11 protein-coding genes and 5 pseudogenes are annotated in these 17,454 nt (G+C 62.9%); 11 read left to right on the top strand and 5 right to left on the bottom strand.

Features of this window, described 5'->3' with window-relative positions:
* Positions 1 to 184: 184 nt before the first annotated feature.
* Positions 185 to 1,507 carry a DUF222 domain-containing protein gene (locus ACF0H6_RS01500; RefSeq protein WP_395248185.1) on the bottom strand — a complete coding sequence of 441 codons (1,323 nt, stop codon included), beginning with the start codon at positions 1,505 to 1,507 and terminating at the stop codon, positions 185 to 187.
* A 763-nt stretch (positions 1,508 to 2,270) separates the two neighbouring features.
* On the opposite strand from ACF0H6_RS01500, the gene pdxS reads away from it, so the two are divergent.
* The 3 genes from pdxS to ACF0H6_RS01515 all read left to right on the top strand — a co-directional run bounded on the left by pdxS (position 2,271) and on the right by ACF0H6_RS01515 (position 4,636).
* Positions 2,271 to 3,197 (top strand): pyridoxal 5'-phosphate synthase lyase subunit PdxS, encoded by a 927-nt coding sequence (gene pdxS, locus ACF0H6_RS01505; RefSeq protein WP_272909577.1) that lies wholly within the window; start codon positions 2,271 to 2,273, stop codon positions 3,195 to 3,197.
* A gap of 99 nt (positions 3,198 to 3,296) precedes the next feature.
* Positions 3,297 to 3,785 (top strand): helix-turn-helix domain-containing protein, encoded by a 489-nt coding sequence (locus ACF0H6_RS01510; RefSeq protein ID WP_395248186.1) that lies wholly within the window; start codon positions 3,297 to 3,299, stop codon positions 3,783 to 3,785.
* Complete coding sequence (locus tag ACF0H6_RS01515; RefSeq protein WP_395248187.1) at positions 3,782 to 4,636, top strand: IS3 family transposase; 855 nt, start codon at positions 3,782 to 3,784, stop codon at positions 4,634 to 4,636. Before ACF0H6_RS01510 ends, ACF0H6_RS01515 begins: the two co-directional genes overlap by 4 nt.
* Positions 4,637 to 4,888: 252 nt before the next feature.
* On the opposite strand, the gene ACF0H6_RS01520 is transcribed toward ACF0H6_RS01515, so the two are convergent.
* The 4 genes and pseudogenes from ACF0H6_RS01520 to ACF0H6_RS01535 all read right to left on the bottom strand — a co-directional run bounded on the left by ACF0H6_RS01520 (position 4,889) and on the right by ACF0H6_RS01535 (position 9,926).
* Entirely contained in the window at positions 4,889 to 5,524 is a 636-nt protein-coding gene (locus tag ACF0H6_RS01520) for an Abi family protein (RefSeq protein ID WP_395248188.1), read from the bottom strand.
* Between the two features lie 294 nt (positions 5,525 to 5,818).
* Positions 5,819 to 7,831: a M3 family metallopeptidase gene (locus ACF0H6_RS01525; RefSeq protein ID WP_395248189.1), complete on the bottom strand. Its 2,013-nt coding sequence runs from the start codon at positions 7,829 to 7,831 to the stop codon at positions 5,819 to 5,821.
* 49 nt (positions 7,832 to 7,880) lie between these two features.
* Positions 7,881 to 8,634: pseudogene (locus tag ACF0H6_RS01530) on the bottom strand (type 1 glutamine amidotransferase).
* Positions 8,631 to 9,926, bottom strand: a complete 1,296-nt coding sequence (locus ACF0H6_RS01535) for a MurT ligase domain-containing protein (RefSeq protein WP_395248190.1) — start codon at positions 9,924 to 9,926, stop codon at positions 8,631 to 8,633. Before ACF0H6_RS01535 ends, ACF0H6_RS01530 begins: the two are co-directional and overlap by 4 nt.
* A 101-nt stretch (positions 9,927 to 10,027) precedes the next feature.
* Between ACF0H6_RS01535 and pdxT the strand changes: the two genes are divergently transcribed.
* From pdxT to secF, 8 genes and pseudogenes are all read left to right on the top strand, one after another.
* On the top strand, positions 10,028 to 10,729 hold the full coding sequence (pdxT, locus tag ACF0H6_RS01540; protein WP_395248191.1) for a pyridoxal 5'-phosphate synthase glutaminase subunit PdxT: 702 nt from the start codon (positions 10,028 to 10,030) through the stop codon (positions 10,727 to 10,729).
* A gap of 2 nt (positions 10,730 to 10,731) precedes the next feature.
* Positions 10,732 to 11,487 carry a YebC/PmpR family DNA-binding transcriptional regulator gene (locus ACF0H6_RS01545; protein ID WP_395248192.1) on the top strand — a complete coding sequence of 252 codons (756 nt, stop codon included), beginning with the start codon at positions 10,732 to 10,734 and terminating at the stop codon, positions 11,485 to 11,487.
* A 55-nt stretch (positions 11,488 to 11,542) separates the two neighbouring features.
* Complete coding sequence (gene ruvC, locus ACF0H6_RS01550) at positions 11,543 to 12,121, top strand: crossover junction endodeoxyribonuclease RuvC (RefSeq protein ID WP_395248193.1); 579 nt, start codon at positions 11,543 to 11,545, stop codon at positions 12,119 to 12,121.
* Positions 12,122 to 12,209: 88 nt separating this feature from the next.
* Positions 12,210 to 12,854, top strand: a pseudogene (gene ruvA, locus ACF0H6_RS01555) (Holliday junction branch migration protein RuvA).
* Positions 12,847 to 13,923, top strand: coding sequence for a Holliday junction branch migration DNA helicase RuvB (gene ruvB / locus ACF0H6_RS01560; protein ID WP_395248194.1), 1,077 nt, complete (start codon positions 12,847 to 12,849; stop codon positions 13,921 to 13,923). Before ruvA ends, ruvB begins: the two are co-directional and overlap by 8 nt.
* Before the next feature lie 189 nt (positions 13,924 to 14,112).
* A pseudogene (gene yajC, locus ACF0H6_RS01565) lies at positions 14,113 to 14,497 on the top strand (preprotein translocase subunit YajC).
* Positions 14,498 to 14,606: 109 nt separating this feature from the next.
* Positions 14,607 to 16,360, top strand: a pseudogene (gene secD / locus ACF0H6_RS01570) (protein translocase subunit SecD).
* Positions 16,360 to 17,374: pseudogene (secF, locus tag ACF0H6_RS01575) on the top strand (protein translocase subunit SecF). The pseudogenes secD and secF overlap by 1 nt, the downstream one beginning before the upstream one ends.
* Positions 17,375 to 17,454 lie beyond the last annotated feature (80 nt).

Raw genomic sequence — 17,454 nt, forward strand, 5'->3', positions numbered from 1 at the left:
GCAGCCGGCCCTGCTATTGCCCACGGCCTGCTATTGCATGACGGCCTGCTATTGCATGACGGCCTGCTATTGCACGACGGCGGTCGACCCCCTGTATCGGCGGCGGCCTGGGGGAGTGCGCGCGTGCAGGCGCGTTTCGTGTCTAGGCAGGTTCCGCGCCGGGGTAGGTTCTTTCCGGGCGGGTTTATGTCCGGGTGGGTCTGAAGTGGTGGTTGCGTCGGGGTATTTGGCCGGGGTCGAGGTGGGGCGGGGGATTGAACCATGCGGTGCCGGAGTCCATGGTGATGGTCCATTGTTCTTTGTGGATGACGTGGTGGTGGTGGCTGCATAGCAGTGTGCCGTTGTCGGTTCCGGTGGTGCCGCCGTCGGACCAGTAGGTGATGTGGTGGGCTTCGCACCACGGTGCGGGGATAGTGCAGTCGGGGAAGGTGCAGCCTTGGTCGCGGGCGATGATGGCTTTGCGGATGTGGGGCGGGAACACCCTCGTGGTGCGGCCGATGTCCAGGACGCGGCTGTCGCTGCCGAGCAGGACAGGGATGATGTCCGCGTCGCAGGCGATCTTGCGGATGACCGAGGGGTGGATCGGGCCTTGGAAGGTGGACGCGCCGGTGCTCAGGCGGGGGTTCGCGGCGGTGGCGCCGTGGTGTTGGACGCGGTCCAGCAGGTCTTGGTAGTCGATGGTGACCATGACCTGGGGCCGGAGGCCGCCGTTCGCCGGCAGCCCGCCGGCGGACAGTGCCGCACTGCAGGCCCCGATGAGTCCGTCAAGCAACTTCTGCGCCCGTGAGCGGCGATCCAGAGCCGGGTGGGCGACGGCGTCGTGCTCCGGAATCCCTGCGGGACCGCCGGTGGTTCGGGCTGGGTCCGCATCCTGTGTTCCGCCGGCGTTGGGTGTTCCGTCGGTGCCGGGGCGCAGGCGCGGGTTGGTGGCAGTGTTCATGACGGTGGCGAGGGTTTCGAATTGTTCTGCGGTGGCGAAGATTTCCAGGTGGTGCAGGCCGCGGCGGGGTTTGCGGATGAACGCTCCTTGGCGGTGGCGGAGTTCTTCCTCGCTGGGTTCGGAGCCGTCCTGGTCGATGGCGTCGACCCAGCGCTTGGCCATGCGGGAGAGGAAATCGGGATCGCTTTGTACGGCGGTTCGGGTGAGTGATTGCTCCATCTGGTGGGCGGTTTCCGCATCGGCGAGGTGTCGTATCTGGTCCAGGGCCATGCTGATCACCGTGGCCGAACGGGACGGTATGTTTGCCGTGGGAAGGGCCGCCGCGAGCAAGCTGTGCCGTGCGGGTACATCTTGCCCAGCGATCCCTGTCTGTGGGAGCACGCCGGCGGCCAGCCTGAGCCGGCGCTTGGCCTCGCCGATGCCGATCCGCAGCCTGGCCCGCAGGAATTCGGCGGCGTTCCGGTAACCGTCGTCGACCGCGTCCACTGCTGCTGCCGGAATTTCCGTGCTGGATGCGCTTGCCGCGTCTGTTGCGGCTGCCTGGGCTCGGTCCAGCCGGTCCTCCACCCCGGCGCCGAGGATGGCTGCCGTGCTGTTTGGGCTTCGCGGCGTGTCCGTTCCACGGCCTGGGCCGCGACGATCTGCAAAAACTCCACCGTCCGCGAGATCTCCTCGACCTTGCCGGCGAAATTCGCGGCATCAGGGAAAGCGAACAAGCGGGCGTCGGAGAGGGCAGTCGAGCGCAGCGCATCCATCGTCGCGATTGCCTGATCGAGGCCACCATGCGACGGCACAGAGTCGGCCGGGTTTTCGAGCCGGGAAGGGATTTGGAACTGGGCATGCCGGGCCGGGACAGGCTTCAGCCGGCGGGACAAGCGCCCCGGCGCCGCCGTTCCGCCGTCGGGCGGGGCTGTCCGACGTGCCACGAGTTGACCGATGCCTTCCATGACTCAACCCTGTCACGAGGCTCGGACATTATTAGCTCCCGCACTGCCCCTCGGCGCCGCGAAAAGCGAAACAAGGAAAACCTGTCTCAATTACTAGGTGTTGAGTTCTCAGTGAATCCGGATCGCCTCGGCGATCAATCTGATCCCGTCAATAGGCAACTGAACAATCGCGCCCGCGGGACTTGTGTCAGGCGGTGCGCGGCGCCCGCCGGTGCCGGCGGAACTGCGTGGCCGAGGCTGGTAATCAAGTACGACGGGCACAGTGCTGGGGACTAGTATTGAAGTTACTTGGTCAATGTGACCTGGAAATCCGGTGCGCGCTGTGTGTGGCCCTGTCCGCCTGCGCCCCGGCCAAGGTCTTCTATCTACCCATAGGGGTTTTTGTGTCTACACCTGATGTAAGCAACGAAGCCGGTTCGTCCGCAGCCAGCGTTACGGGCAGCAACCGCGTCAAGCGCGGCATGGCAGAGATGCTCAAGGGCGGCGTAATCATGGACGTCGTCAACGTCGAGCAGGCCCGCATCGCCGAAGATGCCGGCGCCGTGGCCGTCATGGCGCTCGAGCGTGTTCCCGCCGACATCCGCGCCCAGGGTGGCGTGTCCCGCATGTCGGACCCGGACATGATCGATGCGATCATCGCCGCCGTGTCCATCCCCGTCATGGCCAAGGCCCGCATCGGCCACTTCGTCGAAGCCCAGGTCCTGCAGTCCCTTGGTGTCGACTACATCGACGAGTCCGAGGTCCTGACCCCGGCCGACTACACCCACCACATCGACAAGTGGAACTTCACCGTTCCCTTCGTCTGCGGTGCCACCAACCTCGGCGAGGCGCTGCGCCGCATCAACGAGGGCGCGGCAATGATCCGCTCCAAGGGCGAGGCCGGCACCGGCGACGTCTCCAACGCAACCACCCACATGCGCCAGATCCGCGCCGAGATCCTGCGCCTGTCGACCCTTCCCGAGGACGAGCTCTACGTTGCCGCCAAGGAACTGCAGGCCCCGTACGAACTCGTCAAGGAAATCGCTGCCACCGGCAAGCTCCCCGTGGTCCTGTTCACCGCCGGCGGCATCGCCACCCCCGCCGACGCTGCCATGATGATGCAGCTCGGCGCGGACGGCGTGTTCGTTGGTTCCGGTATCTTCAAGTCCGGCAACCCGGCCCAGCGTGCCGCCGCCGTCGTGAAGGCCACCACGTTCTTCGATGACCCCGACGTCATCGCCAAGGTCTCCCGCGGCCTCGGCGAAGCCATGGTCGGCATCAACGTCGAAGAAATCCCCGAACCCCACCGCCTCGCAGAGCGCGGCTGGTAGTCCGAGCAGCTACCAGCAATACAAGGCCCCGCTGAATACTGAACTGCTCCCCGGAAGTTGGACTGAGAAATTCAGTTCCGACTCCCGGGGAGCAGTTTCATGCATGCACGTAGTTCGTTATCGGAGGATCAGCGCGAGGCCGCTGTAGCGTGGTTTGAGAAAGGCATCGCGGATAGTGCGGCGGCGAGGTTTCTGGGCGTGTCTCGCGGACCGGTCAAGCTTCTCTATCGGCGGTGGAAGATCCATGGTCGAGGAGCGCTGGTGGCCAAGCCGACGAGACAGGCGTACTCGTTCGAATTCAAGCTCGCATTGGTCGAACGGTTCGTCGCGGGCGAGACCGCCCCGGACCTCGCGGCGGAGGTGGGCTTGTCCTCTCCGGTGTTGCTGAAAACCTGGGCACGGGCGTATCGCCGCGAGGGCGCTGACGCATTGCGCCCGAAGCCCGCAGGCAGGCCCAAAGCACCGGATGCCCGGCCCTCCGCGGAACTGCCCGAACTGGAGCGGTTGCGCCGGGAGAACGAACGGTTGCGGGCGGAAGTGGCTTACCTGGGAAAATTGCGGGCCTTGAGGGCGCAGGAACGACGGTGAGAGTCCATGCCATCACCGCCCTCAAGGCCGACTTTCCCCTGCCTGTCTTGTTGCAGGTGGCCGGCCTTGCCCGGTCGACGTTCTTCTATCATCAGGCCCGCCTCCAGGCCCCTGACCCGCAGGAAGCACTGAAAGCCGCGGTGACGGAGATCTTCGAGAAGAACCATGGCCGGTACGGGCACCGCCGCATCCACACCGAGCTGACCAGGCAAGGGCGGACGGTCGCGAAGAAGACCGTGCTGAAGCTGATGCGTTCCCTGAAGCTGGTCTGCAAGGTCAGGGGAAAGAAGCGCTACAACTCCTATCAGGGCGGGCATGGCACGATTGCCCCGAACGTGCTGAACCGCGAGTTCGACGCAACAGCCCCGAACGAGAAGTGGGTCACGGATGTGACAGAGTTCCGCGTCGGTGACCGGAAGGTCTATCTTTCACCGGTCATGGACCTCTTCAACCGGCAGATCATCTCTTACGCGGCAGGCCCTTCCCCGAACCTGGACCTCACCAACACATCACTCCGCAAGGCGCTGGCAACCCTCGAGCGCGGGCAAAAACCACTCGTTCATTCGGACCAGGGTTTCCAGTACCAGCACGTCTCATGGCGGAATCTCCTACAGGGCGCCGACGCAACCCAGTCCATGTCACGCAAGGGCAACTGCTACGACAACGCCGTGATGGAGAACTTCTTCGGCCACCTCAAGGAAGAGCTTTTCCACCGAGTCCGGTTCATCAGCACCGACGCATTGGAAACAGCGCTAGACGAGTACATTCGCTGGTACAACACCGAAAGAATCTCGACAAAGCTAAAGGGCCTGAGCCCGGTGCAATACCGTGCTCAGGCCCTCGAAGCCTAGGCTCTTACTTATCCAGTCCAACTTTCAGGGACCAGTTCATACCCAGCGGGGCCTTGTATTTAATGGAGCTGAGCTCGAGGCGCTGTTAAGCTGCTGCTCCATAGCCAGCTGCTCGTCAGGAAGCAAAGGCCCAGACGTCAGGGGAGATGCTTCTTCCAGAACTCGTCTTCAGCCCAGTCTTTCGGCACACCCATTCCAATAAGATTCATCTTCGGGCGCGCGTTGAGTAAAGCGTGCAATCGTCTGGCCCAACTACTCCGCGGTGAGATCGTATCCAGCACCGACTGTAGGGAGAGCCAGGACTGGATATAGCCGCATCCTCGAACGATCGGGCAGCGCGTTTACCCTGGCCAGCAGGAGATGCCTCGTGAGGTCGGGATCATCGGATAGACGCCGAGCCCGACGTTCCTGGACGAGCGCATCCGCCCCATTGTCAGGGGCACCACGCAGTTGATCGTCACAAGTCTTGCGAACGATCTGCAACAGGCGCTGGTGCTTGCCCTGATTCTGGGTCAACGAGCCATCGGTGTACCAGTGTGCGTCCTGTGTCGATGTCGACATGTAGTCGGTGAGTGAAGCCCGAACAGCAACTTCCACGCGCTCCAAGGCGTCCATGACGAGCAGGCGCAGCGTTCGGTCGAAGGCGTAGAGATCGAGTAAATCATCGAACTGAGCGCCCGGACGAAAGGCATGGTCAGGGGTTCCCTGCTGGAACGGAATCGCGTAGGGCGAAAGGCGGTAATATCCGATGTTCCTCAGGTACCTGGTCGCCCTGTTTGCATCCGGAATGTCGAGTCCTCGGGTCGAGAGCTGTGCCACAAGGTCCGCGTGGCCCATCGGCGGCTTGCTGTAATGAAGAGTGCCGCGCGGCCTCGGTTGTTGGGGCATCAACACTCCTTCTGAAGTACATAAAAAAATCCCCCAAGTGCGCTTCCATGGAGAGGCGTGGGGGATGTAGTGAGTTCAGGCTAGCACAGATCTGACCGAGGCCGCCGCAAACAACCGTTCGCTTCGGACAATGACTCCATCGTCACAGATGTTCCGCTGCCTCGGCTTTGCGGCGACTTGGGTCGGGGCCCTTTTACGCACTCGGCCGGATCTGTGCCTGCCTCCCTTTGTGCTTAGTGCCCGACGGCGGCCGGTCACCTTCCCGCGACGGTGGCCGCCCGCCGTCCTGCGTGCCTACTCCAGCCCGCGGCGCTTGAGTAGCGGTTCGAGTTCAGCGTCGCGGCCCCGGAACGCACGGAAGGACTCCAGTGGATCCCGGCTGTTGCCCCGGGAGAGCAGCTCCGAGCGGAATCGTTCTCCGTTCCGGCGCAGCAGTCCGCCGTTTTCCGTGAACCAATCCACCGTTTCGGCGTCGAGCACTTCACTCCAGATGTAGGAGTAGTACCCGGCTGCGTAGTAATCCCCGGCGAAGATGTGCTGGAAGTAGCCGGTGCGGTACCGGGGCGGTATGAGGGAGTGCGCCACACCGGCCGCAGCCAGTGCCTTGGCTTCGAAGTCCTGGGCGTCCTGTGGAACGCCCTCTACGTCCAGCACGTGCCAGGCCAGGTCCAAAAGAGCGGCACCGAGGTATTCAGTGGTGGCGAAACCTTCGCCCCAGAGCTTGGACGCGTTGAGGCGGTCAATGATGTCCTGGGGGAGCGGTTCACCGGTGGCGTAGTGGCGCGCGTAGTTGCCGATAATATCGGGCCACAGGATCCACATCTCGTTGACCTGTGACGGATACTCCACAAAGTCCCGGGGGACCGAGGTTCCAGAGAACCGTGGATACGTGACGTTGGAGAAGAGACCGTGCAAGGCATGGCCGAACTCGTGGAAAGTGGTCCGGACCTCGTCCAGCGTCAGAAGCGTAGGCTCGCCGGCCGGCGGCTTCGAGATGTTCAGGGTATTGATCACCACGGACCTATCACCGAGAAGTGTCGATTGCTCGACGAGCGAGTTCATCCACGCGCCGCCGCGCTTCGAGTCCCGGGCGTAGTAGTCGCCCAGGAAAAGGCCAAGCTCTGAGCCGTCCTCGTTTCTCACTTCCCAGACGCGGACGTCGGGGTGGTACCCCTCAAGGTCATTCCTCTCGTGGAAGGTAATGCCGAAGAGGCCCGTGGCTGCGAAGAACACGCCGTCCACGAGTACCCGGTCCAATTCGAAATAGGGCCGTAGAAGCTGTTCGTCCACCTCGTACCGCTCCCGTCGGACCTTCGAGGAGTAGTACGCCCAGTCCCAGGCTTCCAACGGGTGCCCCGCGCTCTCCGCCAAGGCGCCCGCTTCAGCCTCGGCGTTGCGGATGGCGGCAGGCGCGAGCCGGTTGAGCATCGCCTCCACAGCGGCGAAATCGGGGGCGGTCTGGCGGTCCATGACGACTTCGGCGTAGTTGCCGAACCCGAGAAGTGTCGCCTTCTCGGCCCTCAATCGCGCCATCGCCTTCGCCAGTTCCAGGACGTCAAGTCTGCCCCCGTCGCTGCCCCTCGCTATGGACGCTTCATACAGGCGGCGGCGGAGTTCGCGGTTCTGCAACGAAGCCAATGCGGGCTGGTTGCTCGGCTGTATGAGGGTCAGGAGGTACTTTCCCTCGTGTCCGGCAGTGCGTGCTGCCTCGGCGGCGCTGGCGATGTCGTCCGCGGGGAGGCCCGCGAGTTCCGTGGCATCATCAACCAGGAGGGCGGCGTCTTTCATGGCCTCCTTGACGCGTTGCCCGTACTCGGTTCCCAAACTGGACAGCTCCGCATTGAGGCTCTTGAGCTTTTCCTGGTCAGCAGGGTCAAGCTGGATCCCCGACTGGCGGAATTCCAGGAGATACTCCTGCACCAAACGGATGGATTCGTCATCAAGTCCTGAAGTGTCTATGGCCGCGAATCGCTCATACAGTCCGCGGTCGAGGTAGACCGCGTCCTGATGGCTCGCGAAACGGGGAGACAACTCGGTTTCGAGTTCGCGGATGGTCTCCGAGGCATCGGCGGCAACCAGAGTGAAGAAGGAGGCCGCTGCCCGCTCCAGCAGTCGGCCCGAGCGTTCCATCGCAACCGCCGTGTTTTCGACGGTAGCAGGCTCCGGGTTATCCACGATGGATTGGATCTCGGCCAGATGCTCAGTGAGGCCCGCGTCCACGGCTTCGGCGTAGTGGTTGTCCTGGATCGTCGCGAAGGGCGGCAAACCGAAGGGAAGGGTACTCGGCTCGAAGAGAGGGTTCGTCATCAAGCAACCCTTTCATGCACGGCCCCTGCCCACAACGCTTTTCCTCGCGTTAGCGCGGACGCCTCGCCGCGTGTTCGCGCGCGAGGCGGGCGAAGCCGTCGTCGGGCATTCCCGGAACAAAGGTGCCGTACTTGCGTTCGACGGCGGTGCGGATCAGGAAGTCAGCAATGGCAGGATTCTTGGGAAGCAACGAACCATGGAGGTAACTGGCAACCACATTCCGGTGCCGGGCACCCTCGTGGCTGTCTTTGCTGTTGTTGCCGGCACCCTTGGAGACTGTGCCGAGGGGTTCGACGCCGGCGCCCAGGGTGGTCTGTCCGCTGTGGTTTTCGTAGCCCAGAACTTCGCCGAACTCGGGGGAGGTGAGCGTGACGTTGCCGATGAGCCGCTCATCGGTGCCGACTGTCTCCACGTCCAGGACGCCGATCCCGGGGATGACCGGGCCGGCCTTTGTCTTGAAGAACTTGCCGAAGAGTTGGTAGAGCCCGCAAATAACCAACATGGGCGTTCCGTCCTCGGCCATGCCGCGGAGCTGGTCGGCGCGTGCCCTGGAGATCGTCCTGGATGACTATCTGGCCGCTGTCCTGGCCGCCGCCGCCCACAATGAGGTCGACATCTTCGGGGAAGTCGTCGCCCACGTTGTATTCAAGGAGCTCAGGCGTGTAGCCGTGCCAGAGCAGGCGCTGCCGAAGGACAAGTGCGTTGCCCCAGTCCCCGTAGATGTTCATGTCACGGGGATACAGCTGGAGGACCCGGATGGTGCCCTTGCTGGCGTGAAGGGCGGTGGCTTCGGCCGGGGTCATGAGACCACCTCTACTGTGGTGATTTTGGAGAGTTCGCGCCGGATTGCCAGCATCGCGGTGTACGTGCAAAACACACGTTTCGGCTTGCCAGCCGAGCCACGGATGAATTCAGCCAGGGCCGCGGGGATGTCTGTATCCACCGATCCGACGCGGACCTCGTCGTACTGTAGGCGAAGGGCCATGTCGTAGGCGCGGACGCCTGTGAGGACTTCGACGCCGTCCTCCCTCAGGGATTCGAATTCGACGTCCCACAGCCAGGACATGTCGCGGCCGTCGGCGTAGTTGTCGTTGATGGCGATCATGGAGGCGTAACCCTTTGCCGGGAAGGACTTCAGGCCCAGCCGGAAACCGCTGGGATTCTTCACCAGCACCAACTCAAGCGGCTGGCCGTCCACGGTCAGGCTCTCGCCGCGGCCAAACGCCGGGGCCACCTCGGAGAGCGCCTTGACCAGCCTGACGGCGTCGCCGGGCTTCCCGCTTGCACCGGTGATGGTCCGCGCCAGCACCAACGCGGCAGCCGCGTTGAAGATGTTGTAGACGCCACGCAGCTTCATGTGCGTGGTGACGCGTTCGCCGTCGAACTCGAAATCGGCATCCTCGGCGCCGACCCGGCGGAGTACGACGTCGGCTGTTTCGACGGCGGAATCCTGACCTTGGGTGGCGGTTCCCGGAGCCGCGGTCCGCATGTCGTCGTCGTTCGGGAAGGTGCTCCGGAGCGATTCGTCCAATCCGAAGTAGAGCACCTCCGGGCCGCTGACGGCTGCCGCGATACGGGCGACCCGGGGATCCTCACGGTTCAGCACCACGGTGCCGGTGGTTCTTTCGGCGATGCGTTGAAGGAGCAGCGCCGTTGTGTCGATTTCGCCGAAACGGTCAAGCTGGTCGCGAAGGACGTTGAGGAGGAGGCAGTAGCGGGGCGGCACTTTATTCACGAAGTGGACGGCGTGCGCCTCGTCGAGTTCCAAGACCGCGACGTCGGCATCCAGCCGGCCGCGCCAGTCCACCTCGCCCAAGAGGGCCGCTGCCACGCCGCGCGTGAAGTTACTGCCCGTTCGGTTGGTGAACACCTTCAAGCCTTGGCTTTCCAGCAGTTCCACCACCATTTTGGTGGTGGTGGTCTTGCCGTTGGTTCCGCTCACCACAGCCACGCCATGGGGGAGCGAGGACAGCGTTCGCTGCATGAAGCCAGGGTCGATCTTCTCGACCACGAGGCCAGGCAGCGCCGAACCTCCGCCACGAAGCCGGGATGCAGCACGGACCAGCTTGCCGAGCGGAACGCTGAACGAAAACATGCTCTGTAATATATCCCAGTTGGTGCATGGACCACGTGCCGCGCGCCCCCAGTCGAATCGCTGAGGCAGGCCGGACATCGCCAGCGCATTATGATGGTCGAATGACCAATCCCCTTTCCGAGGCCTCATCGAGCGTGGGTTCCGGCCTGCGCATCGGCGTCCTCGCACTACAAGGCGACTTCCGGGAGCACATCCGCGCCGTCGAAGCGGCCGGTGCCACCGGCGTCGGCATCCGGCGCCCCGCAGAGCTCGACGATATTGACGGCCTCATCATCCCAGGCGGCGAGTCCACCACCATCGACAAGCTGGCACGCATCTTTGAACTTGCCGATCCCATCCGCAAACAGATCGCGTCCGGGCTGCCGGTTTATGGTTCCTGTGCAGGCATGATCCTGCTGGCAGACCACATCGCGGACCCTGCGACCGACCTCGCCGGGAATCCGCAGCAGACCTTCGGTGGACTCGACATCACGGTTCGTCGTAACGCCTTCGGGCGGCAGCGTGAGTCCTTTGAAACCGACCTTGACTTCAAGGGCCTTGACTTCAGCTCGGGCGAGTCCGGCGTTGATCCCGTCCACGCGGTGTTCATCCGCGGACCATGGGTGGAACGCGTCGGTCCCGGCGTCGAAATCCTTGCGCAGGTGGAGCCGGGCAAGGCCGCCCACACGGACACATTGCACGGGTTGGCTAGAATTGTTGCAGTGCGCTCGGGCCGGTTGCTGGCCACCTCCTTCCACCCGGAAGTGACTGGCGAGAAGCGCGTGCATGAATTGTTTATTCGAATGATCAGAGGGGAAGTTTAAGCATGTCAGGCCACTCCAAATGGGCGACGACCAAGCACAAGAAGGCCATCCTCGATAGCCGCCGTGCCAAGTCGTTCGCCAAACTGATCAAGAACATCGAAGTCGCCGCCCGGATGGGTGGACCGGACCTCGCCGGCAACCCCAGCCTTGAACTGGCCGTCACTAAAGCCAAGAAGACGTCTGTTCCCGCTGACAACATCGACCGCGCCATCAAGCGCGGCGCCGGCCTGACCGGTGAAGTGGTTGACTACACGGAAATCATGTACGAAGCCCGCGGCCCGCAGGGTTCTGCCCTTTTGATCGAGTGCCTCACGGACAACAAAAACCGGGCGGCCTCGGAAGTCCGGCTCGCGATCTCGCGCAACGGCGGCACCATTGCCGACCCCGGTTCCGTGAGCTACCTCTTCACCCGCAAGGGCGTCGTCAACCTGCCCAAGAACGGGCTCGGCGAGGACGACATCCTGATGGCCGTGCTTGACGCCGGCGCAGAAGAAGTCAAAGACAGCGGCGAAAACTGGGAAATCCACTCGGAGCCCACCGATCTGCAGGCAATCCGCGACGCCCTCAAGGAAGCCGGCATCGAATACGAGACGGACGAAGCGGAGTTCATCCCGTCCATGCAGGTGCCGCTGGACCTCGACGGCGCAAAGAAGTTCATGAAGCTTGTGGACGCCCTTGAGGAGCTTGACGACGTCCAGAACGTTTACACCAATGCGGACATGAGCGAGGAAGTCCAGGCCGCGCTCGAAGCCGAGTAGCCCTTTCTTCTTCAACAGACTTTGCATAGCCAAACAGCAACAGGGAGGCCCGGACTTGACTCTTCGCGTATTGGGAGTCGATCCGGGCCTCACCCGTTGCGGTATCGGCGTGGTCGACGTCGAACGGAACCGGCGCGCCACCATGGTGGCCGTTTGCGTCGTGGGAACCTCGCCGGAACAGTCACTGGACCAGCGGTTGCTGGTCATTGCCGACGCCATCGATGAATGGCTTGATCTCTATAAGCCCGACGTTCTCGCGGTAGAACGGGTCTTTTCGCAATTGAACGTCAGTACGGTCATGGGCGTGGCCCAGGCGTCCGGCGTTGTCATCGCAGCTGCCGCACGACGCGGCATCCCGGTGGCCCTCCATACGCCGTCGGAGGTTAAAGCTGCCGTCACAGGCAGTGGCACCTCCAACAAGGAAGCCGTGACCAAACTCATCACCAAAATCCTGCGTCTGGACTCCCCGCCCCGCCCTGCCGACGCCGCAGATGCGCTGGCCCTCGCGGTCACGCATGCGTGGCGGGCGGGCAGTGGCGCCGCCGTTGCCACCAGTGGACCTGGGAGCAGCTCATTGACCCCTGCGCAGCGGGCTTGGGCCGAAGCCGAAGCGAAAGCGCGCCGCGCCCGGTAATTGTGGGTGCCCCTTGCTAGGGTATTCGTAGATATGTTCGGATAGCCTGCGTCAAAGTTTGCGTGGGCAGTACTTCAGGAGCCGGGTCTTGATCAGTTTTCTCCGCGGAACCGTGGCACACGTCAGCCTGTCCACGGCCGTCATCGATCTTAACGGTGCCGGAATGAGCGTCTACGCCACGCCCCAGACACTCAGCCACCTGCACGTCGGCCAGGAAGCAAAACTGTTCACCTCGTTGATTGTCCGGGAAGACTCCCTCACGCTCTTTGGTTTCGCGGACGACGACGAACGCGAAGTTTTCGATATCCTGCTCAGCGTGAGCGGGGTGGGGCCACGGCTGGCCCTTGCAGTGTTGGCCGTCCACGAGCCCGAAGCGATCCGCATAGCCGCCCATTCCGGTGATGCAAAGGCGTTCACCAAGGTTCCTGGCATTGGGCCCAAGGTGGGCGGCAGGATCGTCACTGAAGCTTGCCGGCAAACTCGTACCGCATGGCACCGCGCCGGGGGCTGCCCCCGCCGTCGCAGCCGAAACTGTCTGGAAGCCGCAAGTAGTTGCGGCTATGACAAGCCTTGGCTGGTCCGAGAAGGACGCCACCGGCAGCATCGACAAGGCAATGGCGGATTCCCCGAACTTGCAGATGCCGGTAATGTCGCCCAGATCCTGCGCGCCACCCTGCGCTGGCTCGGTCAAGACGGGGCCCGCGCTGGAAACCGGGTAGGCAGCCGTGGCTGAGCAGTCCCTGGTGACGGGTGGAGAGGAACCCGAGGAACGGATCATCGAGGCCGCCCTGCGTCCGAAAAACCTCCACGACTTCGTTGGCCAGCACCGCGTCCGCAAACAACTCTCTTTGGTGCTCGAAGCGTCGCGAATGCGCGGCCGCAGCGCAGACCACGTCCTGCTCTCCGGGCCTCCGGGCTTGGGAAAAACCACCCTCTCCATGATCATTGCCGCGGAGATGAACGCTCCCTTGCGCATCAGCAGCGGTCCGGCCATCCAGCATGCAGGCGACCTGGCGGCCATCCTCTCGTCCCTCTCGGAAGGCGAAGTACTCTTCCTCGACGAAATCCACCGGATGTCCCGGCCCGCCGAGGAAATGCTCTACATGGCAATGGAAGATTTCCGCGTGGACATCGTGGTGGGCAAGGGGGCCGGGGCAACCGCGATTCCCCTGGAGCTGCCGCCTTTCACCTTGGTGGGCGCCACTACTCGTGCGGGGCTCCTGCCAGGACCGTTGCGTGACCGGTTCGGCTTTACCGGCCATCTGGAGTTCTATTCGGTAGAAGAGCTGGAGCTGGTTTTGCGTCGCTCGGCGGGACTTCTTGACCTCAAGGTCAACTCGGCCGGGTTCAGCGAGATCGCCGGCCGTTCCCGTGGAACACCGCGTATTGCCAACCGGCTGCTGCGCCGGGTCCGGGACTGGGCATTGGTCCACGGGATCGAGCAGATCGACTCCCGTGCGGCCTCTGCCGCTTTGGACATGTACGAGGTGGACCAGCGCGGACTGGACCGTCTGGACCGCTCGGTACTGGAAGCCCTCATCACCAAGTTCAATGGTGGGCCGGTGGGGCTTTCCACACTCGCGATCGCCGTCGGGGAAGAACCCGAGACGGTGGAGACCGTAGCCGAGCCGTACCTCGTGCGTGAAGGGCTTCTGGGGAGGACGCCGCGGGGGCGGATTGCCATGGCCTCTGCGTGGACGCATCTCGGTTATGCCGTGCCCGCAGGAGTGTTCGGGCAGGACCCTTTGGCGCTGTTCGAGGACGGCGAAATCGAAACTGAAACCATTGAAACCGGCCTTTAGCACGATCTATTCAGCTTAAGCCTTAGACTGGTATGACACTCGGCACGTTCGAGTCCTTGGTTCTGTGCCCGCCCGTCGGAGCATTGTGCGGCCAGGTGGGGGTTCGCTCCATCGCCGTCGGATCCACCGGGCAGACCTAGCCGTGAAACCAAAAACGTATGCAAAGAACGGAACTTCCCTGTGGATCCAATGACAATCCTGCTGTTTGCCATGCTTGCCGTCTTCATCTTCATGATGTTCCGACGCAACAAGAAGACGCAGCAACAGCAGGCAAAGCTCCAGTCCCAGTTCGCTCCTGGCGTTGACGTTATGACCAGCTTCGGGTTGTACGGCCGAATCGTCTCGATGGACGACGAGGAGAACAAGGTTGTTCCTGGAGCTGTCTCCCGGCAACCTCGCTACCGTGCACCGCCAGGCTGTCACCAAGATCGTCGAGCCCGCCGAGGAAGCTGCTGTTGACGTTCCGGACGACGCGTCTTCGCTGACCGTTGCCGACGCCGATGCGACGGTTTCGCCGGAGACCCCGGAGGAAACCCTCAAGCGCCTCAATGGCGAGGGCAAGAAGGACAGCTAGCCCGTACCCGCAACACCAGCGGGGATAGCTCTACGGCAATGAATCGCCGCCGGCCTGCGCTCACAAGTGCACGTCGGCGGCCGTTCCGTCATCAACAGGAAGATCGAACATGGCACGTACCGGCCACAAAAATGCAGCCCGCAGGGTGCTGATCTGGCTTGTCGCAATATTCGTAGTATTGACTGCAGTCCTTGGTGGCGGCGTCCTCTCCCATCAAGCAAGCTGGGCACCGAAGCTCGCGCTTGACCTCGAGGGCGGCACGCAGATGATCCTCGCGCCCAAGGTCGAAGGATCCTCTGGCATCAATGAGGAGCAGCTGAACCAAGCCGTGGCGATTATTCGCCAACGCGTGGACAGCTCCGGCGTTGCGGAGGCGGAAATCACCACCCAGTCCGGCCGTAACGTGGTGGTCAGCCTTCCCGGTACGCCAAGCTCGACAACCCGCGCCTTGATTCAGGCGTCGGCGGACATGAACTTCCGACCGGTTATTACCACCGGAGACCCCGCAGCCGTTCCCGTGGCCTCGCGGACCCCGGATGCCAGCCTGCCCAAGCCCACCGCCGCGCCAGCCAACGCCAGCGACAGCAACTGGGTCACGGCAGATGTCTACAAGGCCTTCGAGGCCTTGGACTGTGTCAATCCTTCCCAGGACAAGCAGCCTCGTTCGGATCCCGCCAAACCGCTGGTGACATGCGAGCCGGCCACGGCCACCACGCCCGCCGTCAAGTACATCCTCGGGCCGGTAGAAGTGAAGGGTCAGGACATCGTCTCGTCCTCCTTCGATCCCGTCCAGGGTGCCCAAGGCTCCGTGACGAATGCCTGGGGCGTGACCATCACGTTCGATGCCAACGCCACCAAGACCTTCAAGGACGTGACGCAGAGGCTCAACCAGTTCTACGTCGCATCCCAGGCGCAGGGGGGCAACGATCCCAAGGCACAGTTCGCCATCGTCCTTGACGACCAGGTGATCTCCGCGCCCCGATCCCTGGCGGTCATCACCGATGGCAAGCCGCAGATCACGGGCAACTTCACCCAGGCATCCGCACAGGCCCTGTCTGACCAGCTTCGATACGGCGCCCTGCCCATCAGCTTCGACATTCAGTCGGAAGAACAGATTTCCGCAACCCTTGGCGGTGAGCAACTTCAACTGGGCCTCCTGGCAGGTGTGATTGGCCTCCTGCTCGTGGTTGTCTATTCGCTCTTCCAGTACCGTGCCTTGGGCTTCGTCACCATCCTTTCGCTCGTGGTGGCTGGTGGACTCACCTACCTTGCCATCGCGATTTTGGGCTGGACCGAAAACTACCGCTTGTCCTGGCCGGTGTGGCCGGTCTCATCGTGGCCATCGGGCAGACAGCAGACTCCTTCATCGTGTACTTCGAGCGAATCCGTGACGAGTTGCGTGAGGGCAAAGGCCTGGCGTCCGCCGTCGAGAACGGCTGGAAGCGCGCCAAGCGGACGGTCCTTGCGTCCAAGGCCGTCAACCTTCTCGCTGCCTTGGTTCTGTACTTCGTTGCGGTTGGAAACGTCCGTGGGTTTGCCTTCACTCTTGGCCTCACCGCACTTGCGGACCTCCTGGTGGTGTTCATGTTCACCCATCCGACGCTTCAGCTGTTGGCCCGGACCAAGTTCTTCGGTGAAGGCCACCGGTTCTCCGGGTTGGATCCCGAGCGCCTGGGCGCAGTGCCGTTGTACCGCGGCGCCGGCAGGCTCCGCACACCAACGGAAAAGCCCGCCGTCGTACGCGCCCGCAACACTGGTGCTGCAGCGGAAGCCGAACGTCGCATGACTATTGCTGAACGCCGGCTTGCCGAAAGGCAAGCGCAGCTGACTGGTTCTTCCAACGGCACCAAGGAGGAGAAGTAATGTCCACGAGCTTCGCAAAGTTCGGCAACGAGCTCTACACCGGCAAGCGCTCCTACAACTTCGTCGCCAGCAAGAAGATCTGGTTCATCATTGCCGCAGTAGCGGTGGCAATCTCCATCCTCCTGCCGGTGGTCAAGGGCGGCTACAACCTCGGGATTGATTTCCGGGGCGGTTCCGAGTTCACGGTCTCCAACGTCAAGACCACTGATTCTTCCGTTGGTGAAAAGGCGGTCCACGACGTCGTTTCCGGTGCTGTCCCGCGCGTAGCGAACGTCGCCGGAAACACGATGAGGATCCAGACGGACAAACTGAGCGATGACCAGACCATCAAGATCAAAGCAGATCTCGCGAAGGCCTACGGCGTCACCGAGAACCAGGCTGCCCTCGACGTTCATCGGCCCCGACCTGGGCGAGGACGTGACCAAGCAGGCCCTGATCGGCCTCGCAGTGTTCGTGGGCTTGGCCGCTCTTTGATGGCTCTGTACTTCCGGACCCTGGAAGATGTCGGTTTCTGCCCTCGCCGGCATGTTGGTCACCATGTTCACGACGGCCGGCGTTTACTCGTTGAGCGATTTCGAAGTCACGCCGTCTGCCATCATCGGCTTCCTGACGGTTCTCAGCTATTCGCTCTACGACACCGTGGTGGTTTTCGACAAGATCCGTGAAAACACCGCTGACATCACCACCTCAAGTCGGCGCACTTTCGCCGAAGAGGTCAATCTTGCCGTCAATCAGACCCTGGTCCGCTCCATCAACACCATGATGGTAGCGGTGCTGCCGGTCGCCGCGATCCTCTTCATCGGTGCAGGACTGCTGGGTGCGGGAACGCTGCGCGACCTGTCCCTGGCACTGTTCGTGGGCATCCTGATCGGTACCGCGGCCACGATCTTCATCGCGGCTCCGCTCTACGCTTGGCTGCGCCAAGGTGAGCCGGAACTGCAGAAGCAGGCCAAGAAGGTGGCGAATCGGCGCGCTGCAGCCGCCAGTTCGGATCCGGAAACTGCCACCGTCTAGGCTGGTTTTCTCTTGAGGAGCCGGTCACCGCTTCAGGGCGGTGACCGGCTCTTTTGGTTTTCTGCTCCGTCATGTGGGTA

It is taken from the genome of Arthrobacter sp. NA-172 (assembly GCF_043952055.1).
Taxonomy (GTDB): Bacteria; Actinomycetota; Actinomycetes; order Actinomycetales; family Micrococcaceae; genus Arthrobacter.

Bases quoted from the DNA above. Each gene is read 5' to 3' on its own strand.
- ACF0H6_RS01520 (WP_395248188.1), bottom strand. From the start codon at position 5,524: ATGCCCCAACAACCGAGGCCGCGCGGCACTCTTCATTACAGCAAGCCG.
- ACF0H6_RS01510 (WP_395248186.1), top strand. From the start codon at position 3,297: ATGCATGCACGTAGTTCGTTATCGGAGGATCAGCGCGAGGCCGCTGTA.
- ACF0H6_RS01545 (WP_395248192.1), top strand. From the start codon at position 10,732: ATGTCAGGCCACTCCAAATGGGCGACGACCAAGCACAAGAAGGCCATC.
- ACF0H6_RS01535 (WP_395248190.1), bottom strand. From the start codon at position 9,926: ATGTTTTCGTTCAGCGTTCCGCTCGGCAAGCTGGTCCGTGCTGCATCC.
- pdxT (WP_395248191.1), top strand. From the start codon at position 10,028: ATGACCAATCCCCTTTCCGAGGCCTCATCGAGCGTGGGTTCCGGCCTG.
- ACF0H6_RS01525 (WP_395248189.1), bottom strand. From the start codon at position 7,831: ATGACGAACCCTCTCTTCGAGCCGAGTACCCTTCCCTTCGGTTTGCCG.